Here is an 18,502-nt window from a genome sequence, read left to right on the forward strand (position 1 = left end):
AAAAAATAAGAATTAACTAGGAATAACAGGCAAGAGGAGTCCTCCAATTGCACCCGTCAGCACAACTATCCACGGAGGCAGTTTCCAGTACATCAGCATGCTGAACAGAATGGCTGCAAAGGCAAAGTCAATCGGTTTTAATATAGAGCTTGTCCAGATCGGATCATAGAAAGCGGCAATCAAAATACCAACGACCGCAGCGTTAATGCCCATCAAGGCTCCTTGAACATGTTTGTTGCGACGAAGAGCATCCCAAAATGGCAAAGTTCCTAAAATCAGAAGAAAAGCCGGCAGGAAAATCGCAAATGTCGCAAGCAGGCCGCCTTTCCAGCCGCTGATGACCGCGCCGATGTAGGCAGCAAAAGTAAACAGTGGTCCGGGAACCGCCTGTGTCGCTCCATAGCCAGCGAGGAATTGTTCCGTACTTAACCATCCTCCAGATACAAATTCTCTTTCAAGTAAAGGCAGAACAACATGCCCGCCGCCAAATACTAACGATCCCGCTCGATAAAAGCTGTCTGTCATGGCTAGCCAGTTCCAGGAGACACCTTCTCTTAACAGCGGTAAAGCGATAAGCAAGCCGAAAAATACTGCTAAGCAGGCTGCTCCAAATGCTCGGGATATTGGAAAGGAAAGCGGCAACAGCTGCTCGTTGCTTGACTGTTTATATAAAAGGTAGCCAACAAGTCCGCCAATTAAAATAATGAGAACTTGTGTAAAAGCGGTTTGCCAAAGCAATGAAGCTATCAAGGCGAATAATACAATGCCCTTCCGGTATAAATCCGGTGCCAGCTTTCCGGCCATTCCAGCGATAGCGTGAGCAACAATGGCTACGGCAACCAACTTTAAACCATGGATCCAGCCGATATGCCCAAGTTCTAAACCTTGCAAGATAAGAGCGAATATGACTAAAGCAAGAGCGGAAGGAAGGGTAAAGCCAATGAAAGCGAGAATGCCTCCAAGCATGCCTGCACGCATGACTCCAATGCCAATACCGACTTGACTGCTTGCAGGACCGGGCAGGAATTGACACAAGGCTACTAAATCAGCGTAATCCTTCTCACTGAGCCACTTTTTTCGACGCACATACTCGTCATGAAAATAACCTAAATGGGCAACGGGGCCTCCGAAAGATGTTAAACCAAGCCGAGTGGAAATCAGCAAGATTTCCAGCAGTTTGTTCATTCCAATTTTTTTATTCATTCGCTTCAATGGATCAAACTCCTCTCTATTAGTCTTTAATTTCTTTAAAAAGTTCATAAGCTTTTTTTCGAGCCTCGACTAATATGCTTTCTCCTTTTTCGGTTGTCGTATAGTATTTGCGGATTTTCCCTTCAGCGAGCTGATCTTCACGGCTTAAGAGCCCTTCCCGCTCCATTGAATGCAAGATAGGGTAAAGAGTTCCAGGGCTGATTGAATAGCCATGATCTCTTAATTCCTCTACCATCCACGCTCCAAAAATGGGCTGTTCCTTAGCATGATGTAAAATATGAATATGAATAAAGCCCAAAAATAATTTTCTTAATACTTTTTCTTCCATAGGGTGTCACCTCTTTCTGTTATTTCATTGATTACGGAAATCGATATCGAAAACTATGTCTGATTGTAGTATGGTCTTTATGATAAAGCTATTGAATAATGATAAATTTACAAAACCTTTACATCCCTGGAAAAAATGAAAACTTTTCTTATATAGACAGTAGAAGGAGAGGGGAGAGTTGTATGTATACAAGAATGCTTTATAATTGAAGAGGCAGCATGAAAGTGAATCTTTCTTGAATGTTAAAATAACAATAGTGGCAAGGTAACAGTAATTTCCACGAACCTTCAAGAGAGCGTCACATGTATAACCGATGATATAATACGGTGTAAAAAATCTAAAAAACAACTTTTCATTTATAACCGAGAGATTGAAAGGAGACTTCACGAATGAAACAGGATCATGTGACAAAGTCCCAGATTGATGTGGGCGGCATTGATTTCCAGTGGGATACTGAAAAGGGGATTTTTAGTTATAGCGGCGGAGAGGCTGTTCTTTTTTGGATCACGAGCGCAATGAAAGTGTTTTTCGACACAATTGAAGAAGTATCTGGAGAAGAAGCAGCAGAGGTCGTTCTAGAAGCAGCTGGTTTTCGCCAAGGCCTCGTTGTGAGCGATTATTTCAAGCAAATAAAGTTAACGATTGAGCAGGTTGCAGAAGTACTGCCGATTACATATGCTTCAGCAGGCTGGGGGCAAATTACGGTTAGCCGCTTATGTGAAGAGGAACAGCTTGCCACTATCCAAATTAAGAATAGCTGGGAATATAGAATGAATGTAGAGCAAGGAAAAACGGAATCGGGCTGCTTTATACCAGGTCACTTTGCGGGGATTCTATCCGGTCTGTTTGATAGACATATGGCATATCGTATCATAAAAAGCGAGATTAAAGGCGATGAGGCATGTGAGTTTGAGTTTTTTCCGGCCGAGCACTCTATGGATCAAAACATCCATACGCTAGCAAGAAGAAAAGAAGCAGAAGAGATTCAAAAGCTCGAAACGGTTGTGGAAGAAAGAACAAAAGAGTTAAATGAGTTAGTCAAAGAGATTTCTTCTCCAATTATTCCAGTGTTAGAAGACATCGTTGTTGTGCCGCTGCTTGGCAAATATGATGAAGCGCGTTCACAAGAGTTAATTGAGAAAACACTAACTAATCTTCCGAAACATAAGGCTCAATACCTAGTGCTTGATTTAACAGGATTGGATGCAGAAGTCAGCGAGATAACAGTAGACTTTATTGGCAAGCTGAGTGCAGGTGCTTCGCTGATCGGAACGGAAACCATTCTTGTTGGTATATCCCCTGAGATGGGGATTGCCATTGCTTCATCTGATTCAAACTTATCTTCATTTAATTGTTTCCGTAGTTTGCAGCACGGTATTTTATTCGCTTTGTCCCAACAAGGAAGACAAATTATTTAATAGAAAAATCATGAGCTTTAAAAGAGCTTTTATGCTCTTTTAAGGCTTTTTTTATTGGAATTAAATAGGTCTTTATGTCCCGAAAATTACATATTAAAACAGGAAATAATTACTATCTATTCCATCTTGTTCTATTTAGAATGATTATTTATCATGGAAAGAGGAGAAGAAATACCAGGAAAAAACAACTTATGCAACTTATGTAGAGGGGAGAACGATGATGAATAAGAAAATTGGTGTATTAGCACTCATGCTTTCTATGATGCTTGGGCTAGCCGCTTGTGGGGAATCCGATGCAAAAGAAACAAGCGGAGAATCAGGCAAAAATAAAGTAGCCGAAGTTTCTATCGAGAAAGCAGAATACATACTAGCAGGAGACGACGGAGAATCTGAAGACGGAGAAGCAGGATTGCTCGCTGTCGATTTGAAAGTAAAAAATGATTCTAAATCTACGATTAATGTATCTCCGTATGATGGCGTCTATTTATATGATGGGGATGAACAATTAAGCCCAGAAAAGAGTGTTTATACGAGAGGGATCGACTTGAAAGACGGAGGAAGCAGCGATATTGGCGCTGGCAAAGTAAAAACACTTCCTTTTTATTTCAACGTTGAAAAAGATAAAAAGTATGAAATTGGCGTCACTCCAAGTTTGTCAGAACCGGGAGAAAAAGCGGATGAGATTTTACTCGTATTAGACACAAAGAAATATGCAGAAAGTTTTGAAGAAATTCAAGACCCTGCAAAAGCATTAACCGCTTATATTGACGTGATTTACTTCGGGAAAGAAAATAGCGACTATGAGAAATTAGTAACAGCAGATAAAGAAGCAGTTCAACAAACAGCTAAAGGCGAATTTAAGAAAGAGTTAGATATTTCTCTGCCAGATATGGTGACGGATGCTGATATTGAAAAGTATTATAGCAGTTACAAATCTGTTTTAGGAGAGAAAGCGGAAATAGAGGCAAAAACAATGGCTAAAGCAGGGGATAAAGCAGTTGTGAAGCTTGATTATTCTACGGTTTCAACAGACAATCTTTACGATAAGCTCTATAGTTTCCAAAAAGAATATCGGGAAAATACGGGCGGCTATGATACAGAGAAAGAAAAGCAATACGCTCTTTCAAAGTTTGATACAGTCGTTCAATCTCTGGAAGTAGTAAAAAGCCAAAATGGAGCAGAAATTAGCATGATCAAAAAAGACGGAAAATGGACAGTAAATAATGCAGATCATTACTCTGACTATCTTGTGCAGGCGTTCGCTGAAGGAAGAGCTTACTAGATAGGGGAGAAAGCTATGAATAAAAAAAGCTTTATTGTGATTCCAGCTGTTATCCTGCTTCTGGCAATTGGCGGTGTGTTTTTTGCCTTAAAGCAGGCAAGCGCACCAGAAAAAACTGTCGAAACGTTAAAAGAAGCGGTGGCTAATGATGATCCTTCCTTGCTGCAAGGTCGGATCGTAACGGATCATAAGCAGGCTGTCGTCAACAAAACATCTGTTCAAGCGCTCATTACGTACTTAAAGGAAAATAGCAGCAGTTACGACGTCATTAAAGAGGGGCTTGAGGAGCAAATAAAAAAGGATGACTATACGACTACTACTCAACAAGTGACCTTAACAGAAGCCGGAAAAAAGTGGGGCATGTTCCCAGAATATAAGCTAAAGGTAAAGACGGCTGTTATTAAAATAACAGGACAAAATGAGGACGACCATGTTAGTTTAGCTGCTGGCAAGTCGGAACAAGCCATTAAAAAGCAAAAGAACAATGAGTATGGACCTGTTATGCCGGGAACATACGATTTAAAAGTGAAGCTCATGAATGATCTTGGTACGTTCGAGAAGAAAGAGAAAAAGGAAGTATGGGGCAGTTCCGAAGTCAGTGTAGTAGTTGACAGCAATGCTTTGGCAAGCGCTGATAAAGCGATTCAAGCAGATGTTATGAAAGCGATGGATGTCTTTAACAACGATATAGCCGTCTATCAAACATCAGGCTTTAACAAAACGAAACTGACTAATGTAACAGATGAGATTCTCGAAGGGTCTTTCATGCTGCAGGAGAGCTTTGAAGCGGTGCAAGGGTATATTGATGAAATTCATGCCCAATATGCGGGGGCGGTCGTAAATATGGATGACTTTTCTGTCCATTATTTCGACGGACGCTGGTCAGCTGACGTAACGGCTCTCATCGCTTATAACAATAAAGTAAAGTACCGCAATATCCAGGAATTTGAAGATACCTCTTTTAAAGCGGTGAACACGTATTCTTTATCCTATGATAAAACAAAGAAGCAGTGGCTGATCGATAACGTAAAAAATCGTGAGCCGGTTGGAAAAGAAGAGGAGTATTGGAAGAACAAACAAGAAGTAAAAGTAAACAATCCGCCAATCTTAAAGTGGAAGCGTGAAGGCGGTACAGGAACAGGCGTTGCCTTATAAGAAAAGGACAGTTTTGAAAGCATAGCTTTCAAAACTGTCCTTTTTCTTTAGCAAAGAAGGTAAGAGAGAGTCCTTCGGCAGTTATGATTTTTTTCACTTCTTTAAATCCGCACTGCTTATAGAATTGAACAGCTGGACGATTATTGGTACCGGTAGATACGATGATCTTTTTGTCACCCCCTGCTAATTGCTCAATATGCCGAACGAGAGCCCGGGCAATTCCTTTCCTAAAGAACTGAGGATGTACCATTAGACGATGAATATCGAGCTCCTCTTTTGTCATTTTAAAAGAAATGACTCCAGCGAGCTCATCTTGGATGAATCCGCCATAGAAGGTTTCTCCGCATTGCTGCAGTGAGGCTGCTGTTTCTTTAAGAGGAGGGAGATTCCAGTATTGAATAAGCTCAGCCTCCGCTTTATAAGCGGGTATTTGGATGCTCCATACTTTTTGAGCTGTCTCAAGGGCTTTGATATCCAGTTCTTGAATGAATAATTTGCCGTGTTCCTTCTGCATCTATACAACCCCCATTATTCTTTGCAAATTGAGTCAATATGGCTTGTTAGGACACCAAGAAGCCTTTGCCGGTTTATACGATTAGGATCGAGCATAGCATGAAGAGCTAAACCATCAACAAGCGCATACAGCTTTTCTGTTTCCAGGTCAACATCAAGTCCTTCTTTTAGGAGCTTCGTTTTATACAGATAGTGAATCATATGGCTAATCCCATGCAAAATTCCGTCTTGTCGAGCGTCAAACCCCGCTTCTTTATGGCGGCTATAAGCGATAAAGGCAAACCAAACTTCCATTTCTGCCATCGTTTCCTCAGTAGCCGGAACAAGCTCCATCAAGATCTTTACAATCGTTTCTTTCGGCGGCAAATCTTCTACTACAATTTGGTTAATTCTTGCTTCTGCTTGTTCTTTGACAAGCTCCATGGCATAGACGAGCAAGTCATCCTGTGTAGAAAAATAATAACGCAAGGCGCCTAGAGAAATTCCGGCTTCTTTAGCGATATTTCGTACCGTCGCTCCTTCCATTCCTTGTTCGAGGATGACCCGCCATGTGGCTTCAGCAATATGTTTTTTTCGTTTATCGTGATCAACTAATTTTGGCATAACTTTATCTTAGCAGGAGAAAAAGATAGAAGCAATTTTATAATACAGTTGTATTAACAAAGAGGAGGTGATACAATCGCTTTAAATAATACGTTTGTATTAAAAAAGGGGATGCTTTATGGACGTGATGGTTTGGCTGATTGCAGCGTGCGAGATTGCATTTTGGGCAGCTATTATTTCAGGACTGACAGCGCGATATATATGTAAACGAAAGAAGCTCGGACTTTGGCTTTTAGCTTTAACCCCGTTGATTGATTTCATTTTAATGGTAGTCACAGGAGTTGACTTAGCCAGCGGAGCAACGGCTACTCAAGCTCATGCACTGGCGGCCGTCTACATTGGTGTTTCTATTGCTTTCGGGAAAAGTATGATTCAATGGGCAGATGAGAGGTTTTTGTATTATATAGTAAAACAAGGATCAAAGCCTCCAAGAAGATATGGGGTGGACTATGCCAAACGTTATTTCTCTGGCTGGCTTCGGCATGCAGCAGCTTATTTGATTGGCGGCGTTCTATTAGCAGGGATGATCTTTTTCATTGCGGATCCTTCACGAACAGAAGCGCTGAGCGGAATCACAAGAATATGGTCACTCGTCTTAGGAATAGATTTTTTGATTGCGATGAGTTTTTTTGTTTGGCCAAAAAGAATAAAAGTATAAGCGAATGATAGCTGGCTGCTGTGTGTAAGCCGGCTGTTTTTTTTGAGTTTAATAACCCCTTATGTTGAATTTTACAAATTTGCGTGTGTGATACAATATTGTCAAGATTCTCAAAAAGGAGCCATTGTACAATATGTCCTTCATCACTCGAATCACTCTGTTTATCCTATGTTTGGCGGCAGTGGCTAGCCATATTCCAAGCTCAGCTTCAGCAAGCTTCATCAATAGCCCTTCCTATCAAATGAATAGCCGGGAAGAGAAAAAGGTATATCGAATTGCAGGAGAAAAGCACCTTCCGCCTTTTTCTTATGTGAATAAAAGTGGAAAATTCACAGGCTTTAGTGTAGAGCTGTTTCGTTCTATTTCTGAGGAGGAAGGGGTAGAGTTTCAGTTTTATCCGATGAATTTTTACGAAGCGGAACAGGCGCTGAAAGCGGGGAAAGTCGATGCTGTCATGGGGATGAAGTATTCTGCTGAACAAAGCGAGCGTTTTCAGTTCTCAGAATCCTATTTTACAATGGCTGATGTTCTCGTTGTACCGAAGGAAGCGACAGAGGATATCAAGAACTTAACAGATTTACGTGAGAAAACGATTGTCATGCAGGAAGAGCCAGCTGCATTTGATTTGTTGTTAAACGTAAGGCGGGTAGAATTTCAACTGGCGCTTAACCCAAGAGATGCGTTTCATTTCTTATTAATGAAAAGAGCAGATGCTTTTTTGACAAATAAATGGACGGCGGAGTTTTATTTAAAACAGTCAGGCGAGCAAGCAAATTATCAGGTTCTTGAACATATTGGCATCCCTTCCGATTTTGCCGTAGCGGTTCGCCCAGGAGAAACAAAGCTGTTATCGCTTATTAATGATTCACTAGCGAAAATGCAGACGAATGGGGATTATCAACTTTTATACTCACAATGGTTTGGGCTGTATCCTGATGGCCGGTTAAAGGAAATGCGTAACTGGATTATTGTTCTTACTATTCTCATAGGCTGTGCGGTAGCGGTTCTGATTTTCACATATTTATGGAACAAGCGGTTACAGAAAGAGGTCGCCAAGCGGACAACGGCTCTCGCGGAGGCGAATGATCAATTAGAGATTCAGCAGCGTGCTATATCGGAGGCTCATGCCTTTAAGACACAAATCATTCATCATATGTATTATGGTATTTTAACATTTGATGATTCTCTAAAACTAACGAGCATCAATGAGCGAGCCAAAATGATGCTTGGCCTGAAAGATAGGAAACAGGTAGAGATAGAGGACGTTATTAGACAGCCGCATATTGCTGATATTGTTCGCCATTACGAGGATTTCGAGGATAATAGGGACAAGCAGATATTTTCAGAGGAAGTAGAATTGGAATTAAATAGAGAGAGACGGTTTATTTTGTGCCGCCTGATTCCCTTGTACGAAGAAAACGGGAAAAAGAATGGATGCTTATTGACACTGGCTGATCGCTCAGAAGCGAAGATGCTAGAGGAGAAGCTGGCAAATCAGGAGAAGATGCGGGCGCTCGGACAGCTTGTAGCAGGAGTCGCTCACGAGATTCGTAATCCGCTCACTTCAATGAAAACATTTGTCGATCTTTTGCCAAAGAAATATGAAGATCCGGCATTTCGGCAGGAGCTGGTAAAATATGTGCCAGAAGCATTGAAAAGAATGAACACGATAGTGGAATCGCTGCTCGATTATGCCCGTCCAAGGCATCCGCAAAAACAAAGGATTCGGGTCGCTGCCTTTATCAATTCCGTAACAGCTATTATTGAGCCAACGCTTAAGAAGAATCATATTCACTTGGAATTAGACATAGATGAAAAGCTAGACATTATTTGCGATCCCGATCAGTTAAAGCAAGTGATGCTGAATTTGCTGCTGAATGCATTGGATGCTATGGAGGAGGAGCCGCAGAAGCATTTAACGATTAAGGCTGAACCGCAGGGAAAAGCGGGAGCCATTCAGGTGATGGATTCGGGCATTGGCATGGATAAGGAGAGCGTTTCTCATATTTTTGAGCCTTTTTATACGACAAAGCCACACGGGGTAGGCCTTGGATTGGCTCTATGCTACCAATGGGTGAAAGAAAATAACGGTGATATGCGAGTAGAGACGGAGAAAGAAAAGGGCACCACTTTTACCGTCACACTGCCCGTTGCATAGAAGGAAAGGGGGGAGAAAAATGAAGCCTGTTGTGTTAATTTTAGATGACGAGCCGGCCATCGGATCCTCATTGCGATTTGCCCTTGAAAACGATTATGAAGTGATGGCCGTTACAAAAGTCGAAGAAGCGATAAAAGTGCTGCAAGAAAAGCAGGTGCACGTCATGCTCTTAGACTGGAGGCTCGGCGGATCAGATGGGCTAGACGTACTGGCTGAAGTAAAAAGCATGTATCCACAAACATCGGTTATCATGATGACAGCTTACGGTACAATCGAGTCGTCGGTTGAGGCTATTAAACGGGGAGCCTACCATTACATTACAAAACCACTTGATATCGAGGAGCTGGATCTGCTGATTAAGAAAGCGCTGGAACACCAGACGCTGTACAGTAAAATCCGGGAATTAAACGAAACGATTGAAAAAATCAAAGGGTATGATCAAATGATCGGTGAAAGCCCGGCCATGAGAAATGTTTTTTCCATCATTGAGCGTGTTAAAGACATTGATTCCAGCGTGTTAATCTTTGGGGAAAGCGGGACGGGAAAAGAATTAGTTGCCCGTGCCCTGCATAGACAAGGAAAGAGAAAGGATGGACCGTTTGTGTCTGTCAATTGTGCTGCTATACCTGAAGCTTTGCTAGAGAGTGAGCTGTTTGGATACGCCAAAGGGGCGTTTACTGGAGCGGTCGGCAATCAAGAGGGGAAAGTGGCAGCGGCAAATGGCGGTACATTATTTTTAGACGAGATTGGCGATATGCCGGCCTCGCTGCAGGCTAAAATGCTTCGTGTGCTGCAGGAAAAAGAATTCACGCCACTTGGTTCTACGGAAGTAAAGAAAGTAAATGTCCGGATTATTAGCGCTACGAATAAAAACCTATCCAAAATGGTGGCCGAAGGATTATTCCGGGAAGATCTATTCTTCCGTCTGAATGTCATACCGATCGAACTGCCGCTGTTAAGTGAAAGAAAAGAAGACTTACGAGCATTGATTCCGTACTTTCTCAAAAAGTATGCGGAAGAGATGCAGCGTCCGCTTCCCTCCCTTTCACAAGAGGCATGGGATCGTCTGTTAGCTTATGATTATCCCGGAAACGTTCGGCAGTTAAGCAACATTCTTGAGTATGCCGTAGCTATGGCAAAAGGAAGAGTGATTGTAGAAGAGGATTTGCCGATCAGTGTCCGTTCTGAAAATAGCCTGGTAACACCAGCATCTCATTCTTCAGCCGCTATTGTTCCTGTTCCAATTGGCGCCACTATGAAGGAAGCAGAAAAAATGATGATCGAAGCTGTGTTGAAGCACTGCGAAGGAAGCAGAAAAGAGACGGCCAAAGTGCTCGGCATCAGTGAAAGGAGTCTCCGTAATAAGCTTCAAATTTACAGAGAAGAAAATAGTTAACAGAAAAAAATGCCGGTTAGGAATAATTTGCCGTTCCTAACCGGCATTTTTTGCCGCTTTCAAAAACCAATGCTTCATTTTACTGAATTTTAAAAATGGTATGAATGTTGCATTATAAAGAGCAGAAAAGATAAAGAGGTGAGGAAATGAAGCAACGTGCAGCACTTATTTTATGTTTAACGATCATTCTTATTGTTATGTCTGCCTGCAGCAATTCTGCTTCTCTAGAAAGCGGGGAGGCAGAAGGAAAGGCCGCCGGTCCTTTGGCAGGACAGCCGGTCACGATTTTAACAGGGGGAACTTCCGGGATTTATTTTCAGCTTGGCAATGCACTTGCCAAAATTTACGGAGAGGAGCTTGGTGCTCAGACAAGTGCACAGACAACAGGGGCTTCGGCTGAAAATACAGCTAAACTTTCTAGAAAAAAAGCGGAACTTGGCTTTGCAATGGCTGATACCGTAACAGATGCATATCTGGGAGAAGGAAACTTCGCTAAAGTGGGAGCGCTTTCTAACGTTCGAGCGGTCGCATCGCTTTATCCAAATTATATGCAAATCGTTGCTCCTAAAAAGCTTGGGATCAAGACACTGAAGGATTTAAAAGGAAAGGACCTTGCAGTGGGCGCTCTTGGAAGCGGTACCGAAATTATGGCGAAGCGAATTTTAGAAGAGGCCGGCATTACTTATGATGACGTGAATGCAGACTTCTTGTCTTTTTCAGAAGGAATTGAGGGCATTAAAAACGGAACGACAGATGTCGCCTTTCTCTCTTCGGGCTATCCGAACTCCGGTATTATGGAGCTGGCTGCTACGGATGAAGTAGAAATCATTCCCGTGCCGAAAGAAATCACAAAAAGTCTTCAAAAGAAATATCCAGCCTTTGAAGTAGGCAGTATTCCAGCTAATACGTATAAAGGTGTGAAAAAAGACAGAGAAACGGTAAAAGTAAACAATCTATTAATCACTTACAAGGATTTACCGGATGAAGAAGTATATTTATTGACGAAAACGTTATTTGAAAATCTCGATCAACTTCAAAATGCACACAGTTCGGCTAAGCATATTGAGCTTGAAAAAGCAGCGGAAAAGCTGCCATTGCCACTGCATCCAGGTGCGGAAAGATATTTTAAAGAGCAAGGTGCTTTGCAATAAAGAAACAAGGGAGGGAAACGTAAATGGCAAATGCAATAAAGGAAATTCCTGAGACAATAGAAGGACAGGAAGACATTCTGCAAAAGTATGATAGTGAATCACGCTTTCGGAAAATCGATCATGGTTTTTGGCGCTGGGCTATTTTTGCCTTAAGTGTTGGCCTTGCTGGTTATCATTTATATACGGCTTATTTTGGCCCGCTCGATGCACTGCGCCACCGCTCGCTGCATACAGCTGTCATTGCAGCGCTCGTGTTCATTTTATACCCTGCTTTTTATAAAAGAGGATCTAATAAAGTAACACCTATTGATATTGTCTGGATGATGGCCGCGCTCGCCACAGGCGGCTATATGATCCTTGATTATCAAGGCATTGCGGAGAGAATGTCGATTTATATGCCAAGCGGAATGGATATCGCCTTTGGGCTGCTGACCATCGCGGTGGTAATCGAGGGTGGACGGCGTGTGGCAGGGAATGCTTTAACGATTTTAACGGTCCTATTTCTCGTCTATGCCTTTTTCGGCCAGTATTTCCCTAATTTATTCAGACACTCCGGAAAAGATCTAGAAGACATCGTGACGTATATGTATTTATCAACCGAAGGGATTTACGGTATCGCGATTTCCGTCTCTGCGTCTTATATTATTCTCTTTATTTTATTTGGGGCTTTTTTAAACCGCTCAGGGATGGGCCAGTTCTTCACTGACATTTCACTTAGTGTAGCGGGACATACGTCTGGCGGTCCAGCAAAGGTAGCTGTTGTTTCAAGTGGATTGTTAGGCTCTATCAACGGCAGTGCGCTGGCGAACGTCGTGACGACAGGGGCTTTTACGATTCCGCTCATGAAGCGTGTCGGTTATAAACCAGAGTTTGCTGGTGCGGTAGAAGCAACTGCCTCTGTTGGCGGGCAAATCATCCCGCCGGTTATGGGAGCAACGGCATTCATCATGGCTGAAACGCTGGGCATGCCGTACAATCAGATTGCGCTTGCGGCGATCTTGCCAGCTTTTCTTTACTACCTTGGCATCATTTGTATCGTTCATTTCCGGGCAAAAAAGTTAGGCCTTCGCGGCATGTCAAAAGAAGAGCTTCCGAACTTATGGCAAGTATTTAAAAAGGGCGGTCACTTATTGATTCCTATTGTTGTATTGATCGGGATGCTCATAGCGGGAAAAACGCCGCTATATGCTGCTTTTTATGCCATCGTTCTTTCTGTCGTGGTCAGCTGGTTCAATAAAGAAACACGGATGGGATTGAAAGAGATATTAGGCGCAATGGAAGATGGGGTTCGCTCGGCGCTTGGGGTTGCTATGTCCTGTGCGATGGTCGGCTTGATCGTTGGAGTCAGCACGCTGACAGGATTAGGTCCAAAATTAACTCAATCTATTCTTGTGCTTGGACAAGGAGAAATGTTCCTGACGCTCATCTTTACAATGATCGCCTGTATTATTATGGGGATGGGGCTTCCATCGATTCCGACCTATATTATTACAGCAACAATGGCTGCCCCAGCTTTACTTGAGCTTGGTGTTGCACCGTTTGTTACTCATATGTTCGTCTTTTATTTCGGTATTTTAGCGAATGTAACGCCACCGGTTGCTTTAGCTGCGTTTGCGGGGGCTGGCATTGCTGGTGCGAGTCCGAATAAAACGGGATTTGAAGCATTAAGGCTTGCCCTATCGGGGTTTATCATTCCTTATATTTTTGTCTTCTCGCCGGTTATTTTAATGCAGGACGTCACCAGTCCGCTTGAAGTGATTTGGGTGACGATTACAGCCATTATTGGAATTCTTGGATTGAGCGCAGCACTTGAAAGATATTTAATTGCTGACTTGCCGCTGCCACTTGCTGCTCTGTGCTTTGCCGGTTCGATTACTTTGATCATTCCGGGCATATGGACAGATATTATTGGTTTAGGTGTACTCGCTCTCGTTCTCACCCAGCAGTTTCTCGCCCGCATGAAAGCTCGGCAAGATATACCAACATCTAAAATAGTTTAAATCTATTTCAGCCGCAAGGAGTACTCCAGCGGCTGTTTTACTGTGGATAAAAACAGAGATTAAAAAATCAATGCGTTTCAAGTATGCTGAAAGTAGTTTTTATCTTTCACAGATAGGGGTTCAGCTATTGAATAAGAAAAAGAGATGGTCCACATGGTTAATTTTTGGGATGATTCTGTTGCTTAGTGTGATGTCACTGTCATTTTATTTACCGAATGCTAAAAAAGAGCGGGCAGAAGAATCTCCGCGGAAAGAAAAAGAGAAAAAGGTGGAAACAGTAGAAAGCGGGGGAAGTGACCTTTTACAAGAGTCTGGTCAGAAAGTGAGAGTGAAAGATTGGGCTACTCTTGAATTAATTGATCGTTTCAAGGTAGAAAAAGAATATATTGTCGATCGTATGCAGATTTATGTGAAAGAAGTGAAGCTAATTAAAATGACAGATATTATGAACGAGGAAAAAGAGTACTTAAGTTATTTTAATAATAAAACGAAAAATGAATTGCTGAGAGAAGGCAATAAATATGCTGATTGGGAAGAGCTTAATGAAGCAGTGGACCGATCAGGTTGGAACGTTGAAGAAGCTGCGTATTATATAGAGATTGCTTATAACGTGACGAATAAGTATGAAAAGGAAGTTCAGTTTTTCAGCTTTCTTGATGTTCAGTTTGGAGAAGAATTATTTTTTGTACCAGGCAGAAACTTCATCGCGAGTGACGATACATTTGTAGGAGAGAGCAGTTTTTCTAGGATCGACTACCGTAAAGGAGAAACAAGAGAGGGGGAAATTGGTCTGCTGCTGAAAAAGCTGCCTAAACAAGCGGACACAGTACAGTTTTCAACCGACGATGTGCTGGATGGAGATACCCATGAGCTGATAAGCCAGGGACAAACCTTTCGAATTTATTTAGAGTAGACACAGAAAGGAAGGTTAAAAGAATTTTTGAGTAGGCGGACAACGGATGGGTATATATTAATCATAAAGAGAAGAGGCTGAATGGCAAGGCAGATATCGATCGTCGAACGGGATTTTTTCCATTCTCTGCTTCTGAAGGAGTCCATAATGAGCCGGAAAGGAGAAATACACAATGCAAATACCAGAATGGCTTGCTGAGATCGGCAAACAAAGAATTTCCCCTTACCCAGTGGAAGGGTTTGTATATGGAATGGGACCCGAACGGCCAAAACTGATGCTCGTTGGAGAAGCGCCAGGAGAAACAGAGATCCATAATGGCATTCCCTTTAGCGGCAGGGCTGGGACGGAATTAATGAAGTTTTTGGAAAGGGCTGGTGTTTCCAGAGAAGAAGTGTACATAACGAGTGCAGTCAGAAGCCGGCCTTATAAGTGGGGAGAAAAACGAACAAGAAGCGGTGAAATGATCAGAAGAAAATACAACCGTGCCCCATCTTCAGCAGAAATGCTGGCCCATGCTCCTTTGCTCGATTACGAGATTGAACACGTCAAGGCTCCTGTCATTGTTGCCCTTGGCAACATTGGCTTAAAACGTTTGTGCGGACCAGAAATGAGAGTGACAGAAGTACATGGCCGTTTTATTAAGCAGCCTGTCAGACGGCTGAAGGACATGGAGAGCAGTGAGTATACATGGACGGAAAAGGAATATTTAATCTTTCCGACCTTTCACCCGGCTTCCATTTTTTATAATCGTCAGCTGCTCGAACTTATCCACGAGGACATGGACAAGCTCGGCAGCTATTTAAGAAGTCCCGATAGTGCCCTTACTTTATATACGAATACGACGATGAACGATGAGGCCGATCAAAACGAGCATCATTAAGGAGCCCAATGCTGTGCGGCTCGCAATGTTGCCGTAATCAGCGAGAAGAAGGGTGATCGTACCGTATAGAAACGGGCCGACCATAGCAGAGATTTTGCCGGAAAAGGCAAATAAACCGAAAAATTGGCCTCTTTTTTCCTCGGGAGTGTTTTCAATAATAAAGGTTCTAGAGGTGACCCAAACGGCTCCGAGAGAAACACCAAACAGACTGCCGGCAGCCCAGAACATCGCTTCATTTACAGCGAATGTACCAATAAATAAAGCAATCAGCAGGATAATCCCGACGACGTTGACAGCTTTTTTTGCTCCAAGTGCTTTTGTAATGTAGCCGAATAGAAAAGATCCGATAATGCTCGCGATTGTTGAGACGAGATAAAGCAGAATAAACTGGCCTGAAGAAAAGCCAACAATTGCCTTGGCATAAACGGCCATCATCGCAATCGCTGTCGCAATAGCATCGTTTAAGAAAAAATAGACAATCATAAACAGAAAGATCATCCGGTGAGCTTTCATTTCTTTAAAAGTAGCGATGACTTCATGATAGCCGCTAATAAAAGATTTTTTCTCAACAACAGGAGATAACTTCGCTTCGTGGCCCGTAAGCATGAGCGGCAGGGAAAAAATAAGAAACAAAATAGCTGTTGGAATAAATGCCTGATGGAACTGGCCATCTCCGATGAATGGATAAACGGCAAGTCCTGCCAGCGTGCCAATATAGCCGACAGCCACCCCAAAACCAGATAACAGCGGAATTTCTTCTTTCGTTCCTAAGTCGGCGAGCATCGTATCATAAAAGATTAAGCTGGAATGATAGAAAAACTTCGCCGCCACAAATAAAAGAACAACGAGCATAAGGGAAGCAGGCAAGCCGAATATATCTTTTTGAAAATCAGTGGAAGCGGCAAGCCCCATGAATATGGTGCAGGCCACACAGATAAGCGTAAAAGGAATAATGTAGCGTTTCTTTTTACCAGTCCGGTCAATGAGAACGCCGAAGAGCGGGGAAAATAACACGAGCAATAAACTAGCAGCCGCATTGGCATAAGAGATAAACGTACTGGCAATTTGATTAAGCTGCTCATTGCCGCCGATGGTTTCTTGGAGATAAAAAGGAAAAAAGATCGTTATAATATTCGAGGAGAAAATCGTATTCGCAAAGTCGTAAAGCGCCCATGATAAAACAGGAAGAGAAAAGTAAAGCCCCCATAACGGCCGCTTTGCCGCTGTTTTACTTCGCTCTATTTGAGCCATCATCTCACCCTCTTTTTAACAGTTTCCTTTATTGTAGTAAAAGCTTCGTTAGAAATACTAAGAAATTTGTCGAATAAGAAAAAGAGTTTTAATTAAAAGAATCGGGGAAAAGGATTTTATAGAACATGAGAGGAGGAGAAGCAGATGTTTAATAATGAACGCAACTACCTCAACGAACAGGAAAAGAAAAAACAGAAAGAACAGCATGAAAACGAATTTAAAAATCAAGCCCGCCAGCCGGATCAGCAAAATCGTCTAAAGGATCAGGAGAATATGAGAAAATAGCTTACTAAAGGCTGTCTCGTACAGCCTTTTTTATTTTGAATAAAAGCGTTGAGTAATTTCTAGAAGCAGGAAATAGCTGTTATTAATCCGACTAAAACAATAAAATTAATAAAATTTAGAAAGTTGACGAGAAATTTTAGCGGATTTGCGTTAAAATAGGGACGTGAAGTGAAAGCGGGACTTCTCGAGTGCCGCTGCCTATTATTTAGATAAGTGAGGAGTTAAATAATGAGTAAAGTACTTATTTTTGGCCACAAAAACCCCGACACAGACTCAATTTGTTCTGCTATTGCGTATGCTGCCTTGAAAAAAGAGCTTGGAGTAGATGTTGAGCCTGTTCGTCTTGGCGAGTTGAACGGCGAAACAGAATATGCCCTAAAGCAATTTAATGCTGAGCTTCCGCGTCTCATTAGCAAAGCGGCACCAGAAGCGGCGCATGTTATTTTAGTGGACCATAATGAGCGTCAGCAAAGTGTAGACGATATTAACGAAGTACGCGTCCTTGAAGTTATCGATCATCACCGTATTGCAAACTTCGAAACAAGTGATCCGCTTTACTATCGTGCAGAGCCAGTAGGCTGTACAGCCACTATTTTGAATAAAATGTACAAGGAAAATGGTGTCGCTGTTCAAAAAGACATCGCTGGATTAATGTTATCAGCGATTATTTCTGACTCACTCTTATTCAAATCTCCAACTTGCACAGAAGAAGATGTAAAAGCTGCACAAGAACTAGCAAGCATTGCAGGTGTTGATGCAGAAGAATACGGATTAGCGATGTTAAAAGCGGGTGCGGATTTAAGAAGCAAATCAACAGAAGAGTTAGCAACGCTTGATTCTAAAGTATTTGCTATGGGAGATTTTCAAGTGGAAGTGGCACAGGTAAATGCCATTGATGTATTAGATGTATTGGCGCGCAAAGAAGAAATTGAAAAAGTCTTAGAGAATAAAATTGCAGAGAAAAATCTTGATTTATTTTTGTTCGTCATTACTGACATCTTAAACAGCAATTCTGTTGCGATTGTAGCCGGAAAAGAAGCAGCAGTAGTAGAGAAAGCATACAACGCCCCAATTTCTGACGATAGAACGATCGTCCTTGAAGGCGTCGTATCACGTAAAAAACAAATTATCCCGGTTTTAACTGATATTTTTCAGGGTATGACAAAATAATATAAAGACCGAGCATGACCAAGCTGAAGCTTAGGTCATGCTTTTTTTGTTAAATGTTTAAAAAAAGAGAAGATTGTTATTATTTCGAAATAACTTTATTCGATTGACAGTTTAAGTTAAATCAGATTA

Annotated in this window: 17 protein-coding genes; 12 read left to right on the top strand and 5 right to left on the bottom strand. The window is 42.1% G+C overall.

All coding sequences use genetic code 11. The annotated features are described in order from the left end of the window. Positions 1–12: 12 nt before the first annotated feature. Together A8F95_RS20970 and A8F95_RS20975 are read right to left on the bottom strand one after the other, a co-directional pair. Positions 13–1,203 (bottom strand): chromate transporter, encoded by a 1,191-nt coding sequence (locus tag A8F95_RS20970; RefSeq protein WP_065412408.1) that lies wholly within the window; start codon positions 1,201–1,203, stop codon positions 13–15. Between the two features lie 28 nt (positions 1,204–1,231). Continuing rightward, positions 1,232–1,540 carry a PadR family transcriptional regulator gene (locus tag A8F95_RS20975; protein WP_065412326.1) on the bottom strand — a complete coding sequence of 103 codons (309 nt, stop codon included), beginning with the start codon at positions 1,538–1,540 and terminating at the stop codon, positions 1,232–1,234. A gap of 389 nt (positions 1,541–1,929) precedes the next feature. Here A8F95_RS20975 and A8F95_RS20980 point away from each other — a divergent pair, with 389 nt between their 5' ends. The 3 genes from A8F95_RS20980 to A8F95_RS22780 all read left to right on the top strand — a co-directional run bounded on the left by A8F95_RS20980 (position 1,930) and on the right by A8F95_RS22780 (position 5,395). Further along, on the top strand, positions 1,930–2,958 hold the full coding sequence (locus A8F95_RS20980; protein ID WP_065412327.1) for an anti-anti-sigma factor: 1,029 nt from the start codon (positions 1,930–1,932) through the stop codon (positions 2,956–2,958). Between the two features lie 217 nt (positions 2,959–3,175). Further along, positions 3,176–4,240: a DUF5105 domain-containing protein gene (locus tag A8F95_RS20985; protein ID WP_077247482.1), complete on the top strand. Its 1,065-nt coding sequence runs from the start codon at positions 3,176–3,178 to the stop codon at positions 4,238–4,240. A 15-nt stretch (positions 4,241–4,255) separates the two neighbouring features. Continuing rightward, a complete protein-coding gene (locus A8F95_RS22780; protein WP_077247483.1) occupies positions 4,256–5,395 on the top strand; it encodes a TcaA second domain-containing protein in 1,140 nt (379 codons plus the stop codon). A gap of 28 nt (positions 5,396–5,423) precedes the next feature. Here A8F95_RS22780 and A8F95_RS20995 read toward each other — a convergent pair whose 3' ends face one another. Together A8F95_RS20995 and A8F95_RS21000 are read right to left on the bottom strand one after the other, a co-directional pair. Further along, positions 5,424–5,909, bottom strand: a complete 486-nt coding sequence (locus A8F95_RS20995) for a GNAT family N-acetyltransferase (protein WP_065412329.1) — start codon at positions 5,907–5,909, stop codon at positions 5,424–5,426. 14 nt (positions 5,910–5,923) lie between these two features. Further along, positions 5,924–6,511: a TetR/AcrR family transcriptional regulator gene (locus A8F95_RS21000; RefSeq protein WP_065412330.1), complete on the bottom strand. Its 588-nt coding sequence runs from the start codon at positions 6,509–6,511 to the stop codon at positions 5,924–5,926. 118 nt (positions 6,512–6,629) lie between these two features. Between A8F95_RS21000 and A8F95_RS21005 the strand changes: the two genes are divergently transcribed. The 7 genes from A8F95_RS21005 to A8F95_RS21035 all read left to right on the top strand — a co-directional run bounded on the left by A8F95_RS21005 (position 6,630) and on the right by A8F95_RS21035 (position 15,667). Further along, complete coding sequence (locus A8F95_RS21005; protein WP_065412331.1) at positions 6,630–7,169, top strand: hypothetical protein; 540 nt, start codon at positions 6,630–6,632, stop codon at positions 7,167–7,169. Between the two features lie 133 nt (positions 7,170–7,302). After that, entirely contained in the window at positions 7,303–9,327 is a 2,025-nt protein-coding gene (locus A8F95_RS21010; protein WP_065412332.1) for a transporter substrate-binding domain-containing protein, read from the top strand. A gap of 19 nt (positions 9,328–9,346) precedes the next feature. Further along, positions 9,347–10,723 (top strand): sigma-54-dependent transcriptional regulator, encoded by a 1,377-nt coding sequence (locus tag A8F95_RS21015; RefSeq protein WP_065412333.1) that lies wholly within the window; start codon positions 9,347–9,349, stop codon positions 10,721–10,723. A gap of 146 nt (positions 10,724–10,869) precedes the next feature. Beyond that, a complete protein-coding gene (locus A8F95_RS21020) occupies positions 10,870–11,874 on the top strand; it encodes a TAXI family TRAP transporter solute-binding subunit (protein ID WP_065412334.1) in 1,005 nt (334 codons plus the stop codon). A gap of 23 nt (positions 11,875–11,897) precedes the next feature. After that, the gene (locus A8F95_RS21025) at positions 11,898–13,874 is read left to right on the top strand and encodes a TRAP transporter permease (RefSeq protein WP_065412335.1); all 1,977 of its coding nucleotides are present in this window, start codon (positions 11,898–11,900) and stop codon (positions 13,872–13,874) included. Between the two features lie 127 nt (positions 13,875–14,001). Then, a complete protein-coding gene (locus tag A8F95_RS21030; RefSeq protein ID WP_065412336.1) occupies positions 14,002–14,787 on the top strand; it encodes a hypothetical protein in 786 nt (261 codons plus the stop codon). A 172-nt stretch (positions 14,788–14,959) separates the two neighbouring features. Continuing rightward, positions 14,960–15,667, top strand: coding sequence for a uracil-DNA glycosylase (locus A8F95_RS21035; protein WP_077247484.1), 708 nt, complete (start codon positions 14,960–14,962; stop codon positions 15,665–15,667). Here the strand turns inward: A8F95_RS21035 and A8F95_RS21040 are convergent. Further along, on the bottom strand, positions 15,614–16,918 hold the full coding sequence (locus A8F95_RS21040) for an MFS transporter (protein ID WP_095407503.1): 1,305 nt from the start codon (positions 16,916–16,918) through the stop codon (positions 15,614–15,616). The genes A8F95_RS21035 and A8F95_RS21040 overlap by 54 nt on opposite strands. A 144-nt stretch (positions 16,919–17,062) precedes the next feature. Between A8F95_RS21040 and A8F95_RS22785 the strand changes: the two genes are divergently transcribed. Together A8F95_RS22785 and A8F95_RS21045 are read left to right on the top strand one after the other, a co-directional pair. After that, positions 17,063–17,203, top strand: coding sequence for a hypothetical protein (locus A8F95_RS22785; protein ID WP_176713783.1), 141 nt, complete (start codon positions 17,063–17,065; stop codon positions 17,201–17,203). 228 nt (positions 17,204–17,431) lie between these two features. Beyond that, the gene (locus A8F95_RS21045; RefSeq protein WP_065412338.1) at positions 17,432–18,373 is read left to right on the top strand and encodes a manganese-dependent inorganic pyrophosphatase; all 942 of its coding nucleotides are present in this window, start codon (positions 17,432–17,434) and stop codon (positions 18,371–18,373) included. The last annotated feature ends 129 nt before the right edge of the window (positions 18,374–18,502 follow it).

It is taken from the genome of Pseudobacillus wudalianchiensis (genome assembly GCF_001685015.1).
Lineage (GTDB): Bacteria > Bacillota > Bacilli > Bacillales > Domibacillaceae > Pseudobacillus > Pseudobacillus wudalianchiensis.

Bases quoted from the DNA above. Each gene is read 5' to 3' on its own strand.
- A8F95_RS20970 (WP_065412408.1), bottom strand. From the start codon at position 1,203: ATGAATAAAAAAATTGGAATGAACAAACTGCTGGAAATCTTGCTGATT.
- A8F95_RS20975 (WP_065412326.1), bottom strand. From the start codon at position 1,540: ATGGAAGAAAAAGTATTAAGAAAATTATTTTTGGGCTTTATTCATATT.
- A8F95_RS20980 (WP_065412327.1), top strand. From the start codon at position 1,930: ATGAAACAGGATCATGTGACAAAGTCCCAGATTGATGTGGGCGGCATT.
- A8F95_RS20985 (WP_077247482.1), top strand. From the start codon at position 3,176: ATGATGAATAAGAAAATTGGTGTATTAGCACTCATGCTTTCTATGATG.
- A8F95_RS22780 (WP_077247483.1), top strand. From the start codon at position 4,256: ATGAATAAAAAAAGCTTTATTGTGATTCCAGCTGTTATCCTGCTTCTG.
- A8F95_RS20995 (WP_065412329.1), bottom strand. From the start codon at position 5,909: ATGCAGAAGGAACACGGCAAATTATTCATTCAAGAACTGGATATCAAA.
- A8F95_RS21000 (WP_065412330.1), bottom strand. From the start codon at position 6,511: ATGCCAAAATTAGTTGATCACGATAAACGAAAAAAACATATTGCTGAA.
- A8F95_RS21005 (WP_065412331.1), top strand. From the start codon at position 6,630: ATGGACGTGATGGTTTGGCTGATTGCAGCGTGCGAGATTGCATTTTGG.
- A8F95_RS21010 (WP_065412332.1), top strand. From the start codon at position 7,303: ATGTCCTTCATCACTCGAATCACTCTGTTTATCCTATGTTTGGCGGCA.
- A8F95_RS21015 (WP_065412333.1), top strand. From the start codon at position 9,347: ATGAAGCCTGTTGTGTTAATTTTAGATGACGAGCCGGCCATCGGATCC.
- A8F95_RS21020 (WP_065412334.1), top strand. From the start codon at position 10,870: ATGAAGCAACGTGCAGCACTTATTTTATGTTTAACGATCATTCTTATT.
- A8F95_RS21025 (WP_065412335.1), top strand. From the start codon at position 11,898: ATGGCAAATGCAATAAAGGAAATTCCTGAGACAATAGAAGGACAGGAA.
- A8F95_RS21035 (WP_077247484.1), top strand. From the start codon at position 14,960: ATGCAAATACCAGAATGGCTTGCTGAGATCGGCAAACAAAGAATTTCC.
- A8F95_RS21040 (WP_095407503.1), bottom strand. From the start codon at position 16,918: ATGGCTCAAATAGAGCGAAGTAAAACAGCGGCAAAGCGGCCGTTATGG.
- A8F95_RS22785 (WP_176713783.1), top strand. From the start codon at position 17,063: ATGTTTAATAATGAACGCAACTACCTCAACGAACAGGAAAAGAAAAAA.
- A8F95_RS21045 (WP_065412338.1), top strand. From the start codon at position 17,432: ATGAGTAAAGTACTTATTTTTGGCCACAAAAACCCCGACACAGACTCA.